We start from the raw sequence: 17,019 nt of genomic DNA on the forward strand, positions 1-17,019 counted from the left end.
CGATGCGCGACCAACCGTGCGCTCGGGTCACCTCACGCTGGGCCATCCGGGCGAGGACTGCGCATCGTACGTGCCGTCGAAGCGCCCACCCGTGATGAGCAGCACCTCGAGGTCGCGCTCGAGCGCGGCGGCGACGACGCGCGGCCCTCCGCCGGCGATCGCGGTCGCCCACGCGTCGCACTCGGTGAGGTCGCGGCCGGCGACGGACACCTGCATGTAGTGGCGGGCGGTCTCGCCCGTGACGGGGTCCCAGATGTGGTCGACCACCTGCGCCCCTCCCGAGGTCGCGAGCGCGGTGAACGCGCCGCCGAGCTCCACCACGTCGACCACCGGGGTGCCCGTCGGGTCGCCCGTGACGCGCGGGTCGGCGATGCCGATGCGCCGCGGCCGGTTCCCCGCCACGAGCACGTCGCCCGAGGCGCCGACCATCCAGTCGGCGGCACGGGCCGCGCGCAGGTGGCGGCTCGCGCGCGTCACCGCCCAGCCCTTGACGAGGCCCGTGGGGTCGAGCACGCCGTCCTTGCGGCGCGCGTCGAAGCCGCCGCCGGTGGCCTCCCGGTACCACTCGCACGCCTCGAGCACCTCGCGCAGCTCGTGCGGCGCCTCCTCGAGCACGAGGTCGCCGCGGAGGTATCCGCTGAGGTAGGAGTCCTCCTTCCACAGCGAGAACACCTCGTCCGCCCACACCAGGCCCGCGTGGAACTGGGCGAGCGCGCCGTCGATCTCGGCCGGGTCCGCATCGTCGAGCTCGACCACGAACGGCATCGCCATCGCGTGCACGGTCGTGCGGAACGTGTCGGTCACAGCCCTGCCTCCGCGAACGCGCCGCGCAGCGACTCGGTGAAGCCCTGCGACGTGTACGACGCGCCGCTCACGGCGGCCACGTCCCACGTCTGCGCCGCGAGCACCTCGTCGCGCAGGACGGGGATCGCGCGGGCGTTGATCTGCACGGACTCCGAGTCCCGCGTGCCCGCCGCGATCGCCTGCACGTCGGTGACCTCGCCGCCGGTCACGGTGATGCGCGCCTGGAAGTCGCCGCGCAGGTTGCTGACGACGGGGCCGTCGTGGGTGGACGATGCGGGCGCCTCGTCGGCCTGCGCGGTCGCCGTCGCGGTGGGCGTGGGGCTCGGCGTGGTCGCGGCGGGCGCGGGCGTCGTGATCGCGCAGTCGTCGTCCTCGCGCTCCTTGTCGTCGTCCTCGTCGTCGCCGCTGTCGTCCGGCTCGCACGTGATCGAGGGCGTGGGCGCCGGGCTCGGGTCCTCCGTCGGGTCGGCGGACCCGCCGGGCTCGGCGGTGGCGGTGGCGGTCGCGCTCGGCGAGGCCTCGGGGCTCGACGGCGCGACCAGGTCGAGCGTCGGCAGCTCCTTGGGCGAGGCCGCCCAGCCCGCGCCGACGATCGCGGCGCACCCGCCGGCGACCATCACCGCTCGGGACGCCCTCATGACGAGTACGCCTCCGCGGCGTCCTCCAGCGCGCCGGCGACCGAGTCGGTGAACGCGGGCGACGTGTACGACGCGCCCGACACCTCCTCGATGTCGGCGCTCTGCGCCTCGAGCACCTTCTCGCGCAGCTCGGGGATCGCGCGGGCGTTGATGCTGACGGACTCGGCGTCCTGGGTGCCCGCCTGGATCGCCTGCACGTCGGTGATGACGCCGCCCTCGATCGCGACCTGCGCCTGGTAGTCGCCGCGCGGGTTCGTCTCGACGGGACCGTCGTAGACGCCGTCGGCGTACAGCGGGTCGTACGCCGTGGTCGCGGCGGCGGGCTCCGCCTCGGCGTCGCCGCCGCAGCCGGCGAGCAGCGTGGTCGCGGCCCCGGCGAACGCCAGCGCGCCCACGGTCCTGGTCATCGTCCTCATCGGGTCTCCCTCACCATCCGAACCTCTCGCGATGCACGCTCGCCGCGGGCACGCCGGCCGCGCGCGCGTCGAGCTCGACCGCATCGGCCCACGGGACGGGGCCGCACACGTACACGTCGCGCGAGGCGACGTCGGGCACCAGCGCGCCCAGGCTCTCGCCGGCGGTCGTGCCCCAGCCGCTGCCGCGCGGGCCGGCGACGACGACGACCTCGGCGCCGCGCTCGGCGGCGAGCGCCTCGACCTCGTCGATGAGGGGCGCCTCGTCGCGCGAGCGCACGCGCAGCACCACCGTGCACGGCTCATGCGCCTCCTCGAGCAGCGCGCGGATGGGGGTGACGCCGATGCCGGAGGCGACGAGCACCGAGCCGGGCGCGGTGCGCTCGACGTCGGTGAAGATCCCCAGCGGGCCCTCCGCGAGCACCCGCGTGCCGGGCTTCAGTCCGCGCAGCGCGGCCGAGGCGTCGCCGGACGGCTTGACGGTGATGCGTAGCGAGTCGGGGCGCGGCGCGCGCGACAGCGACCACGGGTGGGCCTGGGTCCACCGCTCGCGGTCGAGGAAGCGCCACAGCAGGAACTGCCCGGGACGCGCGCCGAGCCGGTCGAGGTCGCGGCCGCTCATCACGACGCTGGTCGAGCCGTCGGCGTGCGTCTCGACCGCCGCGACGCGCAGGTCGTGGCGCGCGAGCAGGACGAGCGGGCGAACGATGCGGAAGGCCAGGAACGAGCCGACGGCCAGCGTGTAGAGCACCAGCCAGAACCACCACGCCGCTCCCCCGTCGCGGAACGTCGACCCCTCGAGGAACTGGTGGGGCACCACCGCGAGGATCGCGAGGTAGACGAGCAGGTGGACGACGTGCCACCGCTCGTAGCGCCACCGCGAGCGGACCGCGACGAGCGACGTGGCGACCACGACGGTGAAGAGGCCGAGCCCCACCTGGGCGGCCACCATGAACCACCCGAGGTCCCACAGCGCGACGGCCTCGGCGAGGAACGAGCGGCCGTCGTAGCTCGCGTTCATCGCCACGACGAGCCCCACGTGGACGAGCATGAGGATGAACGCGACCTTGCCCACCCGCGTGTGGATCGCGGCGGCGCGGTCGTGGCCGAGCGCGCGCTCGACGTAGGGGGCGCGCGAGATCAGCGTGATCTGCGCGAGCACGAGCACCGCGGCGACGATGCCCGCGACGCGGCCGAGCCCGTAGAGGTGGTCCACGGGCGAGGTGACGAGCAGCCCGCCCGAGGCGATGAAGAGCGCGACCCCGACGGCGGCCACCAGGTAGATCGAGGCCTCGAGGCCGTCGCGCCACCAGCCGCGGCGGGCGGTGCGTCTCGCGTACGCCTCGAGGGTGCTCACGGGGCCTCCGGGGGCTCGGGGACGGGCTTGTCGGGCCAACGCGCGCGGGCGGCGTGGTGTTCCGGCCCGCGCACATGCATCGTACTTGCTACCAGGCGAACTCCTCCGCGTGCCGGCGCTCGGCCGGCACCCCGGCGCGCGCCGCATCGTCCATCACGGCCTCGACCCAGGGCTGCGGGCCGCACGCGTACACGTCGGCGCCGGCGATCGTGGGCACGAGCCCCGCCAGCCTGGCGGGGAGCGCGGCGGGGGCCCAGCCGTCGCCGCGGCCGCCGGTGAGGACGTGGAGGGCCGCGCCGCGGGCCGCGGCGAGCTCGCGGAACTCGTCGAGGTGCGGGATCTCCGCCTCGGAGTGCGCGCGGACGATGACGGTGCAGCCGGCGGGGCCGATGTCCGCGTCCTCGAGCAGCGCGAGGATCGGCGTGATGCCCACCCCGGCCCCCGCGAGGACCAGGTGGTCGCCCGAGCGGGACCCGTCGTGGAAGGTGCCGAGCGGTCCCTCGACCATGACGCGCGTGCCCGGCCTGAGGTCGCGGAGGGCGGAGGACCCGTCGCCGAGCGGCTTCACGGTGATCCGCATCCAGCCGTCGCGGACGGTGCGCGACAGCGAGTACGGGTGGGCCTGGCCCCACATGCCGGCCTGGAGGAAGCGGAAGAGGAGGAACTGGCCGCCCTGGGCGTTCATGCGGCGCAGGTGGCGCCCGTGCATCGCGACGACGGTGGAGCCGTCCGGCAGCGTGCCGACCGCGGCGACCCGGACGCGGTGGCGCGCGAACCGTGCGAGGGGGCGGACGACGCGGTACGCGAGGAGCCCGCCCACCGCGACGGTCCAGAGCACCACCCAGTACCACCAGGCGAGGCCCATGCTCATGAAGCTCTCGCCGTCGGTGAGCTGGTGCGGGATCGACAGCCCCACCGCGAGGTAGCTGAACACGTGGACCGCGTGCCAGCTCTCGTACCGCCAGCGCCTGCGGACGATCGCGTACGAGGTGACGACGACGGCGCACAGCACGACGAAGCCGACGCTGGCCATGAACATGGGTCCGCCCCAGCCCACGACGAAGTCCCAGGTCTGAGCCAGGAGGCCGGTCTGCGTGGGCATCGCGTAGCCCGCGATCAGCAGCACGATGTGGGCGATGATGACGAGGAAGCCGATGCGCCCCAGCTGGGAATGGATCCTGGCGGCGCGGTCGTGGCCGATCACGCGCTCGACGAGCGGGATCCGGGCGATGAGGACGAGCTGGGCCATGATCATCGTGGACGCGGCGATGCCGGCGATCCGGCCGAGCGTGGTGAGCAGGCCGGCGACGGAGGTGACGTCGACGGTGCCAGAGGCGAGCATGAACGACACCCCGCCCACGCCGGCGAGCCACGCGGACGCCTCGAGGGTGTCGCGGCGGCGGCTGCGCGCGACGGCGTGCTCGCGGCGCTCACGGAGGCGCGGGTCCGCGGCCGGGCGGAAGGGCTGGGGCCGGCGGGCGGGACGGGGAGCGACGGCGGTCATGCGAGCCCCGCGGCCTGCATCGCGCTGTAGACGGCGTCCTCGACCGCCTCGGAGGTGTAGCTCGCGCCGGACACGTAGCCGACGTTGACGTCCTGCGCCTCGAGGATCGCCTCCTCGAGGACCGGCATCGCGTAGTCGTTGATCTCCTGCGAGTGATGGTCGGCCTCGCCGGACTGGAGCCAGTCGATCGCGGTGACCTGCCCGTCCTCGACGGTGATCTCCGCCTGGAAGACGCCGTAGCGGCTGGTGACCGCCTCACCGTCGTACACGGCGGTGCCCGAGTCGCCGGTGGCGGTGTCGGTCGTGGCGCTCGGGTCGGCGGTGCTGGTGTCGGTGCTGCCGGTGTCCGACGAACCGGAGTCCGTGGTGCCCGAGTCCGTCGCGGTCGACGAGTCGGACGTCGAGCCCGCGTCCGCGGTCCCGGTCGACGTGTCCGCCGTGGCGCCCTGCTGCGCCTCCGCGACGGTCTGGCTCGACGCATCGTCCGGCCACAGGAAGCCGGAGCCCATGACGGCGCCGGTCGACAGGAGCGTGGCGGAGATGCCGGTGACGAGGATGCCCGATGAACGCTTCATGGCTCCCATCACAGCCACGCCGCCTGGGACCTGCCCCCGGTGCCGCTGGGAGTTCGCTGGGAGCGGCGCCTCAGACGAGCGCGCCGCGCAGCACCACGTGGCGCGGCGTGCACAGCGCGGCGATGCTCTCGCGGGGGTCCTCGGAGTACACCACGAGGTCCGCCGGAGCGCCCTCCTCGAGGCCCGGGGCGCCCAGGAACTCGCGCGCGCGCCAGGAGGCCATCGCGACCACCTCCGCGGCGGGGATGCCCGCGGCGGCCATGAGCGCGGCCTCCGCGGGAAGCGCGCCGTGGCCGATGGTGCCGCCCGCGTCGGTGCCGACGAGCAGCGGCACGCCGGCCTCGTGGAGCGCGAGCGCATGGGCGAAGCGGCGCTCGTGCATGGGCCGCATGCGGGCCGAGTACGCGGGGAAGCGGGCCTCGCCCTGCGCGGCGTACCGCTCGAAGTTGGCGACCTGGAGCAGCGTCGGCACCACGGGGATGCCGCGCCGCGCCGCCTCGTCCATGTGGTCCGCGGTCATGCCGGTGCCGTGCTCGATGCAGTCGATGCCGGCGTCGAGCAGCCCGTCCATGGTCTCGGTCGCGAACGTGTGCGCGGTGACGCGTGCGCCGGCCTCGTGGGCCGCGGCGACGCCCTCGGCGAGCACGTCGGCGGGCCACAGCGGGGTGAGGTCGCCGACCTCGCGGTCGATCCAGTCGGCGATGATCTTCACCCAGCCGTCGCCCTTGCGCGCCTCCTCGGCCATGGCGGTCGGCAGGTCCGCGACGTCGATCTCGCGGGCGTAGTGGCGCAGGTAGCGCATCGGGCGCGCGATGAAGCGGCCCGCGCGGATGAGCCGCGGCGCCGTCGCGAGGTCGTCAAGGAAGCGCGTGTCCGTGGGCGACCCGGCGTCGCGGATGAGCAGCGTGCCGGCGTCGCGGTCGACGAGCGCCTGCTTGAGCGCGAGGTCCGGGTCGACCGCTCCCCCGCTGTCGAGGCCCACGTGACAGTGCACGTCCACGAGCCCCGGCAGCACGACGCCGTCGACCTCGTGCCGCGCGGCGACCTCCGGCGCGGTGTACGTGATGCGTCCCTCCACCACCCAGGCCTCGTCGCGAACGTCGTCGTCCCCGACGATCACGGGCCCGGTGAGGTGGAGCGCCATGTCAGCGGCCCAGGTACTTCGAGAGGTCCGCGTTGAGCGCGTCCCTGTCGACGTCCTGCGGCGCCTGCTGCCCGATCCCGAAGGCCGAGCCCTGCGACGCCGCCGGCGCGGACGCCGCCCTGGTCCGCGCATCGGCCTCCTGCTGGGCCCTCTTCGCGGGGTTGCCGGACTTGCCCTTGACCTTGCGCTGCGGGGCCTGCTTGCCCTTCGACTTCTTGCCGCCGGGGAGACCGCCGAACGCTCCCGGGGCGCCGCCTGCGCCCGGCATCCCGGGCATCCCCGGCATGCCGCCGCCGCGCGACATCGCACGCATCATCTGCTGCGCCTGCTCGAAGCGCTTGATGAGCGAGTTGACGTCGGACACCTGCATGCCCGAGCCCTTGGCGATGCGCGCGCGGCGCGAGCCGTTGAGGACCTTGGGGTTGTCGCGCTCGAGCGGGGTCATCGACTGGATGATCGCCTCGGTGCGCACCAGCTCGCGCTCGTCGAAGTTCTCGATCTGGTCGCGGACCTGCCCCATGCCGGGAAGCATGGTGAGCATCTTCTTCATCGAGCCCATGTTCTTGAGCTGCTGCATCTGGCTGAGGAAGTCCGCGAGGGTGAAGTCCTCACCCTTGGTGACCTTCTCGGCCATCCGCTCGGCCTCGGCCTGGTCGAACGTGCGCTCGGCCTGCTCGATGAGGGTGAGGATGTCGCCCATGTCGAGGATCCGCGACGCCATGCGGTCGGGGTGGAAGACCTCGAAGTCGTCGAGCTTCTCGCCGGTCGACGCGAACATGATGGGGCGGCCGGTGACCTCGGCGACCGAGAGCGCGGCACCGCCGCGCGCGTCGCCGTCGAGCTTGGTGAGGACCACGCCGGTGAAGTCGACGCCCTCCTGGAAGGCGGTCGCGGTGGCGACGGCGTCCTGACCGATCATCGCGTCGATGACGAACAGGACCTCGTCGGGCTCGGTGGCCTTGCGGATGTCCGCGGCCTGCCGCATCAGCTCCTGGTCGATGCCCAGGCGGCCCGCGGTGTCGATGATGACGACGCTGTGCTGGCGCTGCTCGGCCTCCTTGAGGCCCTTCTTCGCGACCTTGACGGGGTTGCCGCGGGGGCGCTCGTCCTCGCGCGTGACGCCCGCCTCGGGGGCGAACACCGGCACGCCGGCGCGCTCGCCGACGACCTTGAGCTGGGTGACGGCGTTGGGACGCTGGAGGTCGGCCGCGACGAGCAGCGGCGTGTGGCCCTGCTGCTTGAGGTGGTGCGCGAGCTTGCCTGCCAGGGTGGTCTTTCCGGCGCCCTGGAGGCCGGCGAGCATGATGACCGTCGGGCCGGTCTTGGAGAAGCGCATCGCGCGGGTCTCGCCGCCGAGGATGCCGATGAGCTCCTCGTTGACGATCTTGACGACCTGCTGGCCCGGGTTGAGCGCGCCCGAGACCTCGGCGCCCAGCGCGCGCTCGCGGATGTTCGAGGTGAAGGTCCGGACGACGGGGACGGCGACGTCGGCGTCGAGGAGAGCGCGACGGATCTCGCGGATGGTGCCGTCGATGTCCGCCTCGGAGAGGCGGCCCTTGCCCCGCAGGTTGCGGAACGTCTCTGTCAGGCGATCGGAGAGGTTGGCGAACACGGATATCCCTTCACAGCGTGCCCACCAGACTACCGGGCCGGGGGCGCTCCCCCGGAGCCGAGGGCCTGGCGGGCGCGGTCCGTCAGCGTGTCGACCAGCTGGGCGCGCCACGCGGTCCACACCTTGGGCCCGGCGGCCTTCGAGTCGGCCTCGGTGAGGGCGCGGAGGATCTCGAGCAGGTCGGCACGATGCTCGACGGCCTCGAGCAGCGCGGCGACGGTCGCGGGGTCCTCGGGGTCCTTGGTGGTGGCGAGCACCGACAGCGTGAGGTGCTGGCGGACCAGCAGCTCGAGGTCGTGCGTGGTGCCCTCGGACAGGCCCATGCGGGCCGCGATGCCCGGGATGAGCGCCGCGCCGTCCACCGAGTGGTCGGTGGCGTCCGCGCGCTTGCCGATGTCGTGCAGCAGCGCCGCCAGGTGGAGCAGGTCCGAACGATGCGCGCCGCGGCGGTGCTTCGCCGCGATCGTCACGGACTCCAGCATGTGGCGGTCCACCGTGTAGAGGTGGATCGGGCTGCGCTGCGGACGGTTGCGCACGCCCTCCCACTCGGGGATCCAGCGCACCGCGAGGCCGTGGAGGTCCATGGCCTCCCAGACGGCCACGAGATGCGCGCTGCCGCGCAGCAGGTCGCGCAGGTGGTGGCGTGCCTCCGTGGGCCACGGCTCGGGCAGGTCCGGGCAGCGCTGGAGCGAATCCAGCAGCGTGGGCGTGAAGGTCAGCCCCGTGGTCGCGGCGGTCGCGGCCGCGCGCAGCGGGAGCAGCGCATCGTCCTCCGCGGCGTGGCCGGGGGCGAGCGCGAGCTCGCCGTCGACGTCGATGAGGCCCTCGGCCACCTTGACGTGGCGGGGCGCGGAGGCGCGGCGGCGCGCGAGGAAGGCGCGCGAGCCGACGCCCGAGCGCTCGAGGGCGCGGCGGGCGCCGCGCTCGGTGGTGTCGAGCGCGAACGCGACCGTGCGGCCCGCCTCGCCGATCGCGGCGAGCAGGTCGTCGGGGTCGTCGAAGCCGAGACGCGTGGCGACCTCGGGGGCGACGTGGCGGCCGAGCACGTTGACCGAGCGGCCGGTCTCGAGCTGGAGGGCGTCGCGCACGTCGAGCAGCAGTTCTCCGGCGGCGTCGACGGCGCCGTGCGGGCGGTCGGTGAGCCACGTCGCGGACAGCGCGGTGAGGCTCACGTAGTCGCGCAGGCCGCCGCGGGCCTCCTTGAGGTGCGGCTCGATGAGGTACGCGAGCTCGCCGTGGCGCTCCGCGCGGGCGCGGGAGGCGGCGAGAAGATCGGGCAGGCGCTTGCGCGCGGCGGCGCGCCAGTCCTGGTAGATGTGCGTGCGGGCCTGCAGCAGCAGCTGCTCGTCGCCCGCGATGAGGTGGAGGTCGAGCAGCCCCGCGGCGGCGGCGAGGTCCTTCGAGGCGACCTGGCGGCACTCCGTGAGGGTGCGCATCGAGTGGTCGAGCTCGAGGCCCGCGTCCCAGATCGGGTACCAGAGCCGCTGCGCGAGCTCCGCGACGGCGTCCTTCTTCAGCGTGGAGCCGTCGTGGAGGATGACGAGGTCGAGGTCGGACGCGGGTCCCGCGTCGCCGCGGCCCACCGACCCGACGGCACCGAAGGCGATGCCCTCGCGCAGCCCGTCCGCGTGGTCGTCCCAATGCTCCTTGAGGTGCGCGAACACGAAGTCCGCCATCGCCTGGCGGCGCTGCCTGCCGGGCATGCCGCTGGCGGCCAGCTCCTCGGCGCGCTCTCTCCTCAGACGCTTGAGGTCCCGCACCCCACGGGGGTGCGGGACCTCAGCGCGGGAGCCTTCACGGCTCTCCATATGTCTGGCGGTCTCCCTGCTTAGAGGGCGTCCGCGCCGTGCTCGCCGGTGCGCACACGGGCCACGTCGTCGACGGGGACGACCCAGACCTTGCCGTCACCGATCTTGCCGGTCTGCGCGGCCGAGACGATCGCCTCGGTCACGGTCGCGGCATCGGCGTCGTCCACGAGGACCTCGAGGCGGGTCTTCGGCACCAGGTCGACGGTGTACTCCGCACCGCGGTAGACCTCGGTGTGACCCTTCTGACGGCCGTAGCCGGCGGCCTCGGAGACGGTGACGCCCTTGACGCCCGCGGCCTCGAGGGCCGCACGGACCTCGTCGACGCGGTGGGGCTGGATGATTGCGGTCACGAGCTTCATGGTTTACACAGCCTCCTCGTAAGCGGTCTCGCCGTGCTCGGCGAGGTCGATGCCCTGCACCTCGACATCCTCGCTCACGCGAAGACCGATCGTGTACTTGATGGCCAGACCGATGAGCAGCGTCATGATGGCCGAGTAGACGATCGTGATCGCCGCGGCAGCAGCCTGGACGCCGAGCAGGGTCACGCCACCACCGTAGAACAGACCGGCGTCACCGTTGATGGTGCCCGAGGCGACGAGGCCGATGGCCAGGGTGCCCCAGAGGCCCGAGACGAGGTGGACGCCCACGACGTCGAGCGAGTCGTCGTAGCCGAACTTGTACTTGAGGCCGACCGCGAGGGCCGAGAGGACACCGGCGAAGAAGCCGATGACGATGGCGCCCCAGGTGTCGACCGACGCGCACGACGGGGTGATGGCGACCAGACCGGCGACCACACCGGAGGCGGCGCCGAGCGAGGTGGCCTTGCCGTCGCGGATCTTCTCCGTGAGGAGCCAGCCGAGCATCGCGACAGCGGTCGCGGTGGTGGTGTTGACCCACGCGAGGGCCGCGTAGCCGTCGGCGGCGAACGCCGAACCGGCGTTGAAGCCGAACCAGCCGAACCACAGGAGGGCCGCGCCGAGCATGACGAACGGCAGGTTGTGGGGCTTGAAGGGCTCCTTGCCGAAGCCCTTGCGGATGCCGAGCAGGAGAGCGAGGACCAGACCGGCCACACCGGCGTTGATGTGGACGACGGTACCGCCGGCGAAGTCGTACGGGCCGGGCAGGTCCGCGAAGAGCGGGCCGCCGCCACCGAGCAGCGCGTCGAAGCCCTCACCGTTGGTGCCGGTGCCCCAGACCCAGTGCGAGACGGGCGCGTACACGAGGACGACCCAGATGAAGGCGAAGGTCAGCCACGCCGAGAACTTCATGCGGTCCGCGACCGAACCGGAGATCAGCGCGACGGTGATGATGGCGAACGTGGCGCCGAAGCCGGCCGAGATGAGCGTGGTCGGGTCGTCGGCGTAGTTGTTGACCACGTCGATCATGCCGAAGTTCGAGAACGGCTCACCGAAGAGGTTGTTGACGGTGGGGCCGGCCGAGATCGAGTAGCCGAACAGGACCCACGCGAGCATGCCGACGCCGAGGCTGCCGAAGCTCATCATCATCATGTTCAGGACGGACTTGCTGCGCGACATGCCGCCGTAGAAGAACGCCAGGGCAGGCGTCATCAGCAGCACCAGCGAAGCCGACACGAGGAGCCAGCCGAGGGCCCCCACTCCGTCGGCGTATGCCATTGCGTCTTCCATTGGTTTGTCTCTCCTTTTCGCTAGCCCTTCGGCTAGTCATCGAAGAGACTTCCGCACTCCTGTTAAACCTGGACGACCCCCATGTTTCCGAACGGTTACATCGAGGGTGCGCAGGTAAAAGGTGCGTGTCGCAAACGGACAAGCCGGGTGCCAGGCAGGTCGCCCGCCGTCGGCGCGTCGTGGACGCGGGAGCCGGACGATGCGCGGGCGGCGCCCGGCGGCTACTCCCCCAGCAGCGAGTCGACGAAGCCCGCGGGGTCGAACGGCGCGAGATCGTCCGCGCCCTCGCCGAGCCCGACGAACTTCACGGGCACGCCGAGCTCGCGCTGCACGGCGAGGACGATGCCGCCCTTCGCGGTGCCGTCGAGCTTGGTGAGGACGACGCCGGTGAGCGGGGCGACCTGGCCGAAGACTCGCGCCTGGGTGAGGCCGTTCTGGCCGGTCGTGGCGTCGAGGACGAGCAGCACCTCCTGGGGCGGGCTCACCTTCGACACGACGCGGACGATCTTGCCGAGCTCGTCCATGAGGCCCTGCTTGTTCTGCAGGCGGCCGGCGGTGTCGACGAGCAGCACCTCGGCCTCGTCGGTGCGGGCGCGGTCCGCGGCCTCGTACGCGACGGAGGCGGGGTCCGCGCCGTCGACGTGGGCACGCACGACGGGCACGCCCACGCGCGCGCCCCAGGTCTCGAGCTGGTCGGCAGCCGCGGCGCGGAACGTGTCGGCGGCGCCGAGCACCACGGTGCGGTCCTCGGCGACGAGGACGCGCGCGAGCTTGCCGACCGTGGTGGTCTTGCCCACGCCGTTGACGCCGACCACGACCGCGCTGTGGAGCTCGCCGTCGCCGGGTGCGCCGAGCGCGAGGGAGCGGTCGAGCGACGGGTCCACGACGTCGAGCAGCGCGGCGCGCAGCAGCGCGCGCGGGTCGCCGTCGGGCTCCGCCTTGAGGCGGGCCTTGAGGTCCGCGAGGAGCTCGTCGGTGGTGGCCGCGCCCACGTCCGCCATGAGGAGGGTCTCCTCGAGCTCGTCCCAGTCGTCCTGGGACAGCGCGCCGCGGCGGAAGATCGCGAGCAGCGACTGCCCGAAGGTGGTGCCGACGCGGCGGCGCAGGCGGCCGAAGCGATGGTCGACGGCCTCGGGGGTCTCGACGGCCTCGGCGGTCTCGACGGCCTCCTCCGGGGCCTCCTCGACGGTCGGCGCGGCGGTGGCCGCCGCATCGTCCCGCCGCGGGGGCGCCTCGCGGGGAGGCGCCTGCCTGCCCTTGCCGACGAGGGCGGCGGCCACGCCGCCGATCACCACGAGCCCGGCGACGATGGTCACCAGGAGGTCGCTGTCACCAGGGATCCATGAGATGTCCACGGGCACAGTCTGTCAGGTCGACCGGCGAGGCGTCGCCGGTCCGGCGCCAGGGATCAGGCGCGGTGGCGGGCCGGCTGGTGGGCCGCGGGACGCGCGGTCACGATCGGGAGCGACGAGGTCTCGCGGCCGAGCTCGCCGACGACGTCGAGCGTAGCGTCGGGGCGCTCGATCTCGTCGAACAGGTGCTCGCGGACCGGGCGGCGCTCCTCGGCGCCCAGCAGGATCCGCACGACGCGGCGGCCGCGTCCTTCGCTCGCGAAGGCGGCCACGAACACGATGGCGGCGATGAGCCCGCCGACCACCAGCGTCTGCACCATGTAGCTGAACATGCATCGCTCCCCACGCCGCGGGCCGTCGGCTCGCGGCCTCCTCGCCCGGCGACGCGCACCGGACAAGTGCTGACAAAAAGGGGCGCACGGCCCCGCCTTCTCAACGTGCCGGGCGTGCTGGTGTTCCCGGGCGACCGCCGATGGGCGGTCTGCCAGGGCCGTCAGGCGGCGTCGTCGTCGCGCAGGCGCTGGCTGATGACGGTGGTGACGCCGTCGCCGCGCATCGTCACGCCGTAGAGCGCGTCCGCGATCTCCATGGTGCGCTTCTGGTGCGTGATGACGATGAGCTGGGAGTCCTCCTGCAGCTCGCGGAAGATCTCGAGCAGGCGCCCCAGGTTAACGTCGTCGAGGGCGGCCTCGACCTCGTCCATGACGTAGAACGGGCTGGGGCGGGCCTTGAAGATCGACACGAGGAGCGCGACCGCGGTGAGGGAGCGCTCGCCGCCGGACAGCAGCGACAGGCGCTTGACCTTCTTGCCGGCGGGGCGCGCCTCGACCTCGATGCCGGTGGTGAGCATGTGCGCGGGGTCCGTGAGCACGAGCTTGCCCTCGCCGCCCGGGAACAGCCGCGGGAAGACGCGGTCGAACTGCGCGGCGGTGTCCGCGAAGGCCTCGGCGAAGATCACCTCGACGCGCTCGTCGATCTCCTTGACGATCGTGAGCAGGTCCTCGCGCGAGCGCTTGATGTCCGCGAGCTGGTCCGTGAGGAACTTGTGGCGCTCCTCGAGCGCGGCGAACTCCTCGAGCGCGAGCGGGTTGACGCGGCCCAGCTGGTTCATCGCGCGCTCGGCCTGGCGCAGGCGCTTCTCCTGCTGCTCGCGCACGTAGGGCGTGGTCTCGGGCTCGGCTGCGTCGTCGCCCGCGTCGGCGTCCGCGGCCGCGTCGGGGTTCCACACCGGGACGCCGAGGTGCGGGCCGAACTCCTCGACCAGGCGGTCGGGGTCCATGCCGAGCTCGTCGACGGCGCGCTGGCGAAGCTGCTCGAGGCGCACGTTCTGCTCGGCGCGGGCCACCTCGTCGCGGTGGGCGTCGTCGGTGAGGCGCGCGTGCTCGGTCGACAGCTCGTCGACGCTGCGGCGCACCTCCGCGAGCCTGCCGGTGCGCTCGGCACGCTCGGCCTCGACGGCGGCGCGCTTGTCGTCGGCGTGCTGGACGGAGACGTCGATGAGCGCGATGGCGTCCTGGCTGCCGGCGATGACCTCGCGCGCGGCCTGCGCCTGCCGCTCGCGGCGGGCGGCGGCGGCCTCGGCACGGACGCGCGCCTCGCGCTCGGCGACAGCAGCGCGCTCGAGGCTCTCGGCGCGGGACGCGAGGGCGCGGGCGCGCTCCTCGGACGTGCGCAGCGCGAGCCGCGCCTCGGTCTCCTTGGCGCGGGCGGCGCGGGCGCTCACCTCGTCCTCGTCGCGGCGCTCCTGCGCCGCACGGGTGTCGGCCTCGAACTGCTCGGGCTCGGCCTGGGCTGCGGCGAGGCGCTCGGTGAGGCTCGCGAGCTCGTCCTCGTCCGCCTTCATGCGGCCGTGCGCCTGGTCGAGCTGGTCGGTGAAGCGCTCGGCCTCGGCCTTCGCGGCGCGCGCCTGCGCGCCCAGCTGGTGCAGCTTCTCGGCGACCGACGCCATGCGCGCGTCGGCCTCGTTGAGGCGCGCGAGGGTGCGCTCGTGGTGGCCGCGGGCCTCCGCCTCGACCTCCTCCGCGGCACGCAGCCGCTCCTCTGTGCCCTCCACGCGGGCGGCGGCGGCATCGTGCTTCTCGCGCGCATCGTCGAACGCGGCCTGGACGTGGATGACGCTGGGTGCATCGCCGGCCCCGCCCGAGGCCGTCCGCCCGCCGAGGACGTCGCCCCGGCGGGTCACGGCGGTGACGTCGCGATGCGCGGCGACGAGGGCGCGCGCGGCGGCGAGGTCGTCGACCACGGCGACGCCGGCGACGAGCGAGCGGACGGTCGCGAGGAGGGCGGCGGGCCCGTCGACGAGGTCGGTCGCCCATCGGGCGCCGGCGGGCAGGTCGACCGCGGGGTTGTCGGCGGTCGCGGCCGCGTCGGCCACGAGGAAGCGGGCTCGGCCGGCGTCCTCGTCGCGCAGCCAGCGGATCGCGTCGACGGCGTCCTCGACGGAGTCGACCGCGAGGGCGTCCGCGAGGGGGCCGAGCGCGGCCGCGAGGGCGTCCTCCGCATCGTCCCCCACCTCGATGAGCGAGGCCACGGTGCCGGTGATCGCGCGCAGGCCGCTCGCGAGCAGCGCGCCCGCACCGTCCTTGCGCACGAGCGACAGCTCGAGGGCCTCGCCGCGTGCGGCCCACGAGTCGCGCTCGCGCATCGAGGCGTGGAGGGCGTCCTTGAGCTCGGACACCGCCGACTTCGCACGCTCCCACGCCTCGGTCGCGGACTCGTGCTGGACGTCGAGGTCCTCCTCCCCTGCATCGACGGTGGCGACGGAAGTCTCGACGTGCTGGAACTCGGCGTTGGCGTCGTGGGCGCGCTTCTCGGCGGACGCGAGCTGCTCCTGCAGGCGGCCGATCTCCGCCTCCGTCGACTCGACGCGCGAGCGCTTGGCCGCGACCTGGCCGGCGAGGCGGGCGACGCCCTCGCGGCGGTCCGCGACGGAGCGCAGCAGGTTGGCGTGGTGGCGGTCGGACTGGAAGGCCGTCTCCTCGGCGTCCTTGCGGGCCTCGATCGCGGCCTCGAGGTCGCGCGCCGCGGCCTCGACCTCGGACTCGAGCTCGGCGCGGGCCGCCTTGGCGCGCTCCACCTGCTCGTCGAGGTCCACCAGGTCCGTGGGCGGCGCCTCGCTCTGCGTGCTGCCGAGCATGCGGACGCGCTCCTCGGCGAGCGTGTGGAGGTTGCGCAGCCGCTCGCGGATGGCGCTGAGGCGGTAGAACGTGTCGTTCGCGCGGGTGAGCGCGGGGGCCGCCTCGGCGCTCTGGCGCTCGAGGTCGGCGAGCAGCGCACGGGCGTCCGCGAGGGCCTTCTCGACGGTGTCGCGGCGCTCGAGCAGCGCGGTCTCGTCGGCCTTGTCCTTGGACATCGACTCGGTGAGCGTGGCGATGTCGTCGGCGAGCAGACGCGAGCGGGCGTCGCGGACGTCGACCTGGATGCGCTGCGCCTGACGCGCGACCTCGGCCTGCTTGCCGAGCGGGCCCAGCTGGCGGCGGATCTCCCCGGTGAGGTCCTGGACGCGGGTGAGGTTGGCCTGCATCGAGTCGAGCTTGCGCAGCGCCTTGTCCTTGCGGCGGCGGTGCTTGAGGATGCCGGCGGCCTCCTCGATGAAGTGGCGGCGGTCCTCGGGGGTCGCGCGCAGCACCGCGTCGAGCTGGCCCTGGCCCACGATGACGTGCATCTCGCGGCCCAGGCCGCTGTCCGAGAGCAGCTCCTGGACGTCGAGCAGGCGGCACGCCGAGCCGTTGATCGCGTACTCCGAGCCGCCGCTGCGGAACAGCGTGCGGCTGATCGTCACCTCGGTGTAGTCGATCGGCAGCGCGCCGTCGGTGTTGTCGATGGTGAGCGACACCTCGGCGCGGCCCAGCGGCGCGCGGCCCGACGTGCCGGCGAAGATCACGTCCGCCATTTGGCCGCCGCGCAGCGTCTTGGCGCCCTGCTCGCCCATGACCCACGCGAGCGCGTCGACCACGTTGGACTTGCCCGACCCGTTCGGGCCGACGACGCACGTGACGCCCGGCTCGAACTCGAGGGTCGTCGCCGACGCGAAGGACTTGAAGCCTCGCAGCGTCAGCGTCTTGAGATGCATGGGTGCGAGTGTAGGGGACGCGCGCGCGTGCTCAGGTGAGGCGCGAGCGCCCCCGCCCAGACCGCCGTTCTGCCTGGTGGGAGGCCTGCCTCCG

Annotated in this window: 14 protein-coding genes; all 14 read right to left on the reverse strand. The window is 73.5% G+C overall.

The genetic code is table 11. The features are described 5' to 3' along the window. Positions 1 to 27: 27 nt before the first annotated feature. The 14 genes from QQX09_RS07605 to smc all read right to left on the reverse strand — a co-directional run bounded on the left by QQX09_RS07605 (position 28) and on the right by smc (position 16,925). Positions 28 to 804: an FAD:protein FMN transferase gene (locus tag QQX09_RS07605; RefSeq protein ID WP_301133056.1), complete on the reverse strand. Its 777-nt coding sequence runs from the start codon at positions 802 to 804 to the stop codon at positions 28 to 30. Further along, a complete protein-coding gene (locus QQX09_RS07610; protein ID WP_301133058.1) occupies positions 801 to 1,442 on the reverse strand; it encodes an FMN-binding protein in 642 nt (213 codons plus the stop codon). The genes QQX09_RS07605 and QQX09_RS07610 overlap by 4 nt, the downstream gene beginning before the upstream one ends. Continuing rightward, positions 1,439 to 1,858 (reverse strand): FMN-binding protein, encoded by a 420-nt coding sequence (locus tag QQX09_RS07615; protein WP_301133061.1) that lies wholly within the window; start codon positions 1,856 to 1,858, stop codon positions 1,439 to 1,441. Before QQX09_RS07615 ends, QQX09_RS07610 begins: the two co-directional genes overlap by 4 nt. A gap of 10 nt (positions 1,859 to 1,868) precedes the next feature. After that, a complete protein-coding gene (locus tag QQX09_RS07620; RefSeq protein ID WP_301133065.1) occupies positions 1,869 to 3,212 on the reverse strand; it encodes a ferredoxin reductase family protein in 1,344 nt (447 codons plus the stop codon). Between the two features lie 88 nt (positions 3,213 to 3,300). Then, positions 3,301 to 4,716, reverse strand: coding sequence for a ferredoxin reductase family protein (locus tag QQX09_RS07625; RefSeq protein WP_301133067.1), 1,416 nt, complete (start codon positions 4,714 to 4,716; stop codon positions 3,301 to 3,303). Continuing rightward, positions 4,713 to 5,291: an FMN-binding protein gene (locus tag QQX09_RS07630; protein WP_301133069.1), complete on the reverse strand. Its 579-nt coding sequence runs from the start codon at positions 5,289 to 5,291 to the stop codon at positions 4,713 to 4,715. Before QQX09_RS07630 ends, QQX09_RS07625 begins: the two co-directional genes overlap by 4 nt. 70 nt (positions 5,292 to 5,361) lie before the next feature. After that, a complete protein-coding gene (locus QQX09_RS07635) occupies positions 5,362 to 6,435 on the reverse strand; it encodes an amidohydrolase family protein (RefSeq protein ID WP_301133071.1) in 1,074 nt (357 codons plus the stop codon). Position 6,436: 1 nt separating this feature from the next. Then, positions 6,437 to 8,047: a signal recognition particle protein gene (gene ffh / locus QQX09_RS07640; protein WP_301133073.1), complete on the reverse strand. Its 1,611-nt coding sequence runs from the start codon at positions 8,045 to 8,047 to the stop codon at positions 6,437 to 6,439. 29 nt (positions 8,048 to 8,076) lie between these two features. Next, complete coding sequence (locus QQX09_RS07645; protein ID WP_301133075.1) at positions 8,077 to 9,807, reverse strand: [protein-PII] uridylyltransferase family protein; 1,731 nt, start codon at positions 9,805 to 9,807, stop codon at positions 8,077 to 8,079. A gap of 68 nt (positions 9,808 to 9,875) precedes the next feature. Next, complete coding sequence (locus QQX09_RS07650) at positions 9,876 to 10,214, reverse strand: P-II family nitrogen regulator (protein WP_042215355.1); 339 nt, start codon at positions 10,212 to 10,214, stop codon at positions 9,876 to 9,878. A 3-nt stretch (positions 10,215 to 10,217) separates the two neighbouring features. Further along, on the reverse strand, positions 10,218 to 11,489 hold the full coding sequence (locus QQX09_RS07655) for an ammonium transporter (protein WP_301133079.1): 1,272 nt from the start codon (positions 11,487 to 11,489) through the stop codon (positions 10,218 to 10,220). Positions 11,490 to 11,722: 233 nt separating this feature from the next. After that, a complete protein-coding gene (gene ftsY / locus QQX09_RS07660; RefSeq protein ID WP_301133081.1) occupies positions 11,723 to 12,856 on the reverse strand; it encodes a signal recognition particle-docking protein FtsY in 1,134 nt (377 codons plus the stop codon). Positions 12,857 to 12,909: 53 nt separating this feature from the next. Further along, on the reverse strand, positions 12,910 to 13,185 hold the full coding sequence (locus QQX09_RS07665; protein WP_301133083.1) for a hypothetical protein: 276 nt from the start codon (positions 13,183 to 13,185) through the stop codon (positions 12,910 to 12,912). 161 nt (positions 13,186 to 13,346) lie between these two features. After that, positions 13,347 to 16,925 (reverse strand): chromosome segregation protein SMC, encoded by a 3,579-nt coding sequence (gene smc, locus QQX09_RS07670; protein WP_301133085.1) that lies wholly within the window; start codon positions 16,923 to 16,925, stop codon positions 13,347 to 13,349. Positions 16,926 to 17,019 lie beyond the last annotated feature (94 nt).

This window comes from Demequina litoralis (genome assembly GCF_030418455.1).
GTDB classification, from domain to species: Bacteria; Actinomycetota; Actinomycetes; order Actinomycetales; family Demequinaceae; genus Demequina; species Demequina litoralis.

What these genes read in the sequence shown, in the direction of transcription:
- QQX09_RS07610 (WP_301133058.1), bottom strand. Translation starts at nt 1,442, where the DNA reads ATGAGGGCGTCCCGAGCGGTGATGGTCGCCGGCGGGTGCGCCGCGATC.
- QQX09_RS07615 (WP_301133061.1), bottom strand. Translation starts at nt 1,858, where the DNA reads ATGAGGACGATGACCAGGACCGTGGGCGCGCTGGCGTTCGCCGGGGCC.
- QQX09_RS07625 (WP_301133067.1), bottom strand. Translation starts at nt 4,716, where the DNA reads ATGACCGCCGTCGCTCCCCGTCCCGCCCGCCGGCCCCAGCCCTTCCGC.
- QQX09_RS07630 (WP_301133069.1), bottom strand. Translation starts at nt 5,291, where the DNA reads ATGAAGCGTTCATCGGGCATCCTCGTCACCGGCATCTCCGCCACGCTC.
- QQX09_RS07635 (WP_301133071.1), bottom strand. Translation starts at nt 6,435, where the DNA reads ATGGCGCTCCACCTCACCGGGCCCGTGATCGTCGGGGACGACGACGTT.
- QQX09_RS07650 (WP_042215355.1), bottom strand. Translation starts at nt 10,214, where the DNA reads ATGAAGCTCGTGACCGCAATCATCCAGCCCCACCGCGTCGACGAGGTC.
- QQX09_RS07655 (WP_301133079.1), bottom strand. Translation starts at nt 11,489, where the DNA reads ATGGCATACGCCGACGGAGTGGGGGCCCTCGGCTGGCTCCTCGTGTCG.
- QQX09_RS07665 (WP_301133083.1), bottom strand. Translation starts at nt 13,185, where the DNA reads ATGTTCAGCTACATGGTGCAGACGCTGGTGGTCGGCGGGCTCATCGCC.
- smc (WP_301133085.1), bottom strand. Translation starts at nt 16,925, where the DNA reads ATGCATCTCAAGACGCTGACGCTGCGAGGCTTCAAGTCCTTCGCGTCG.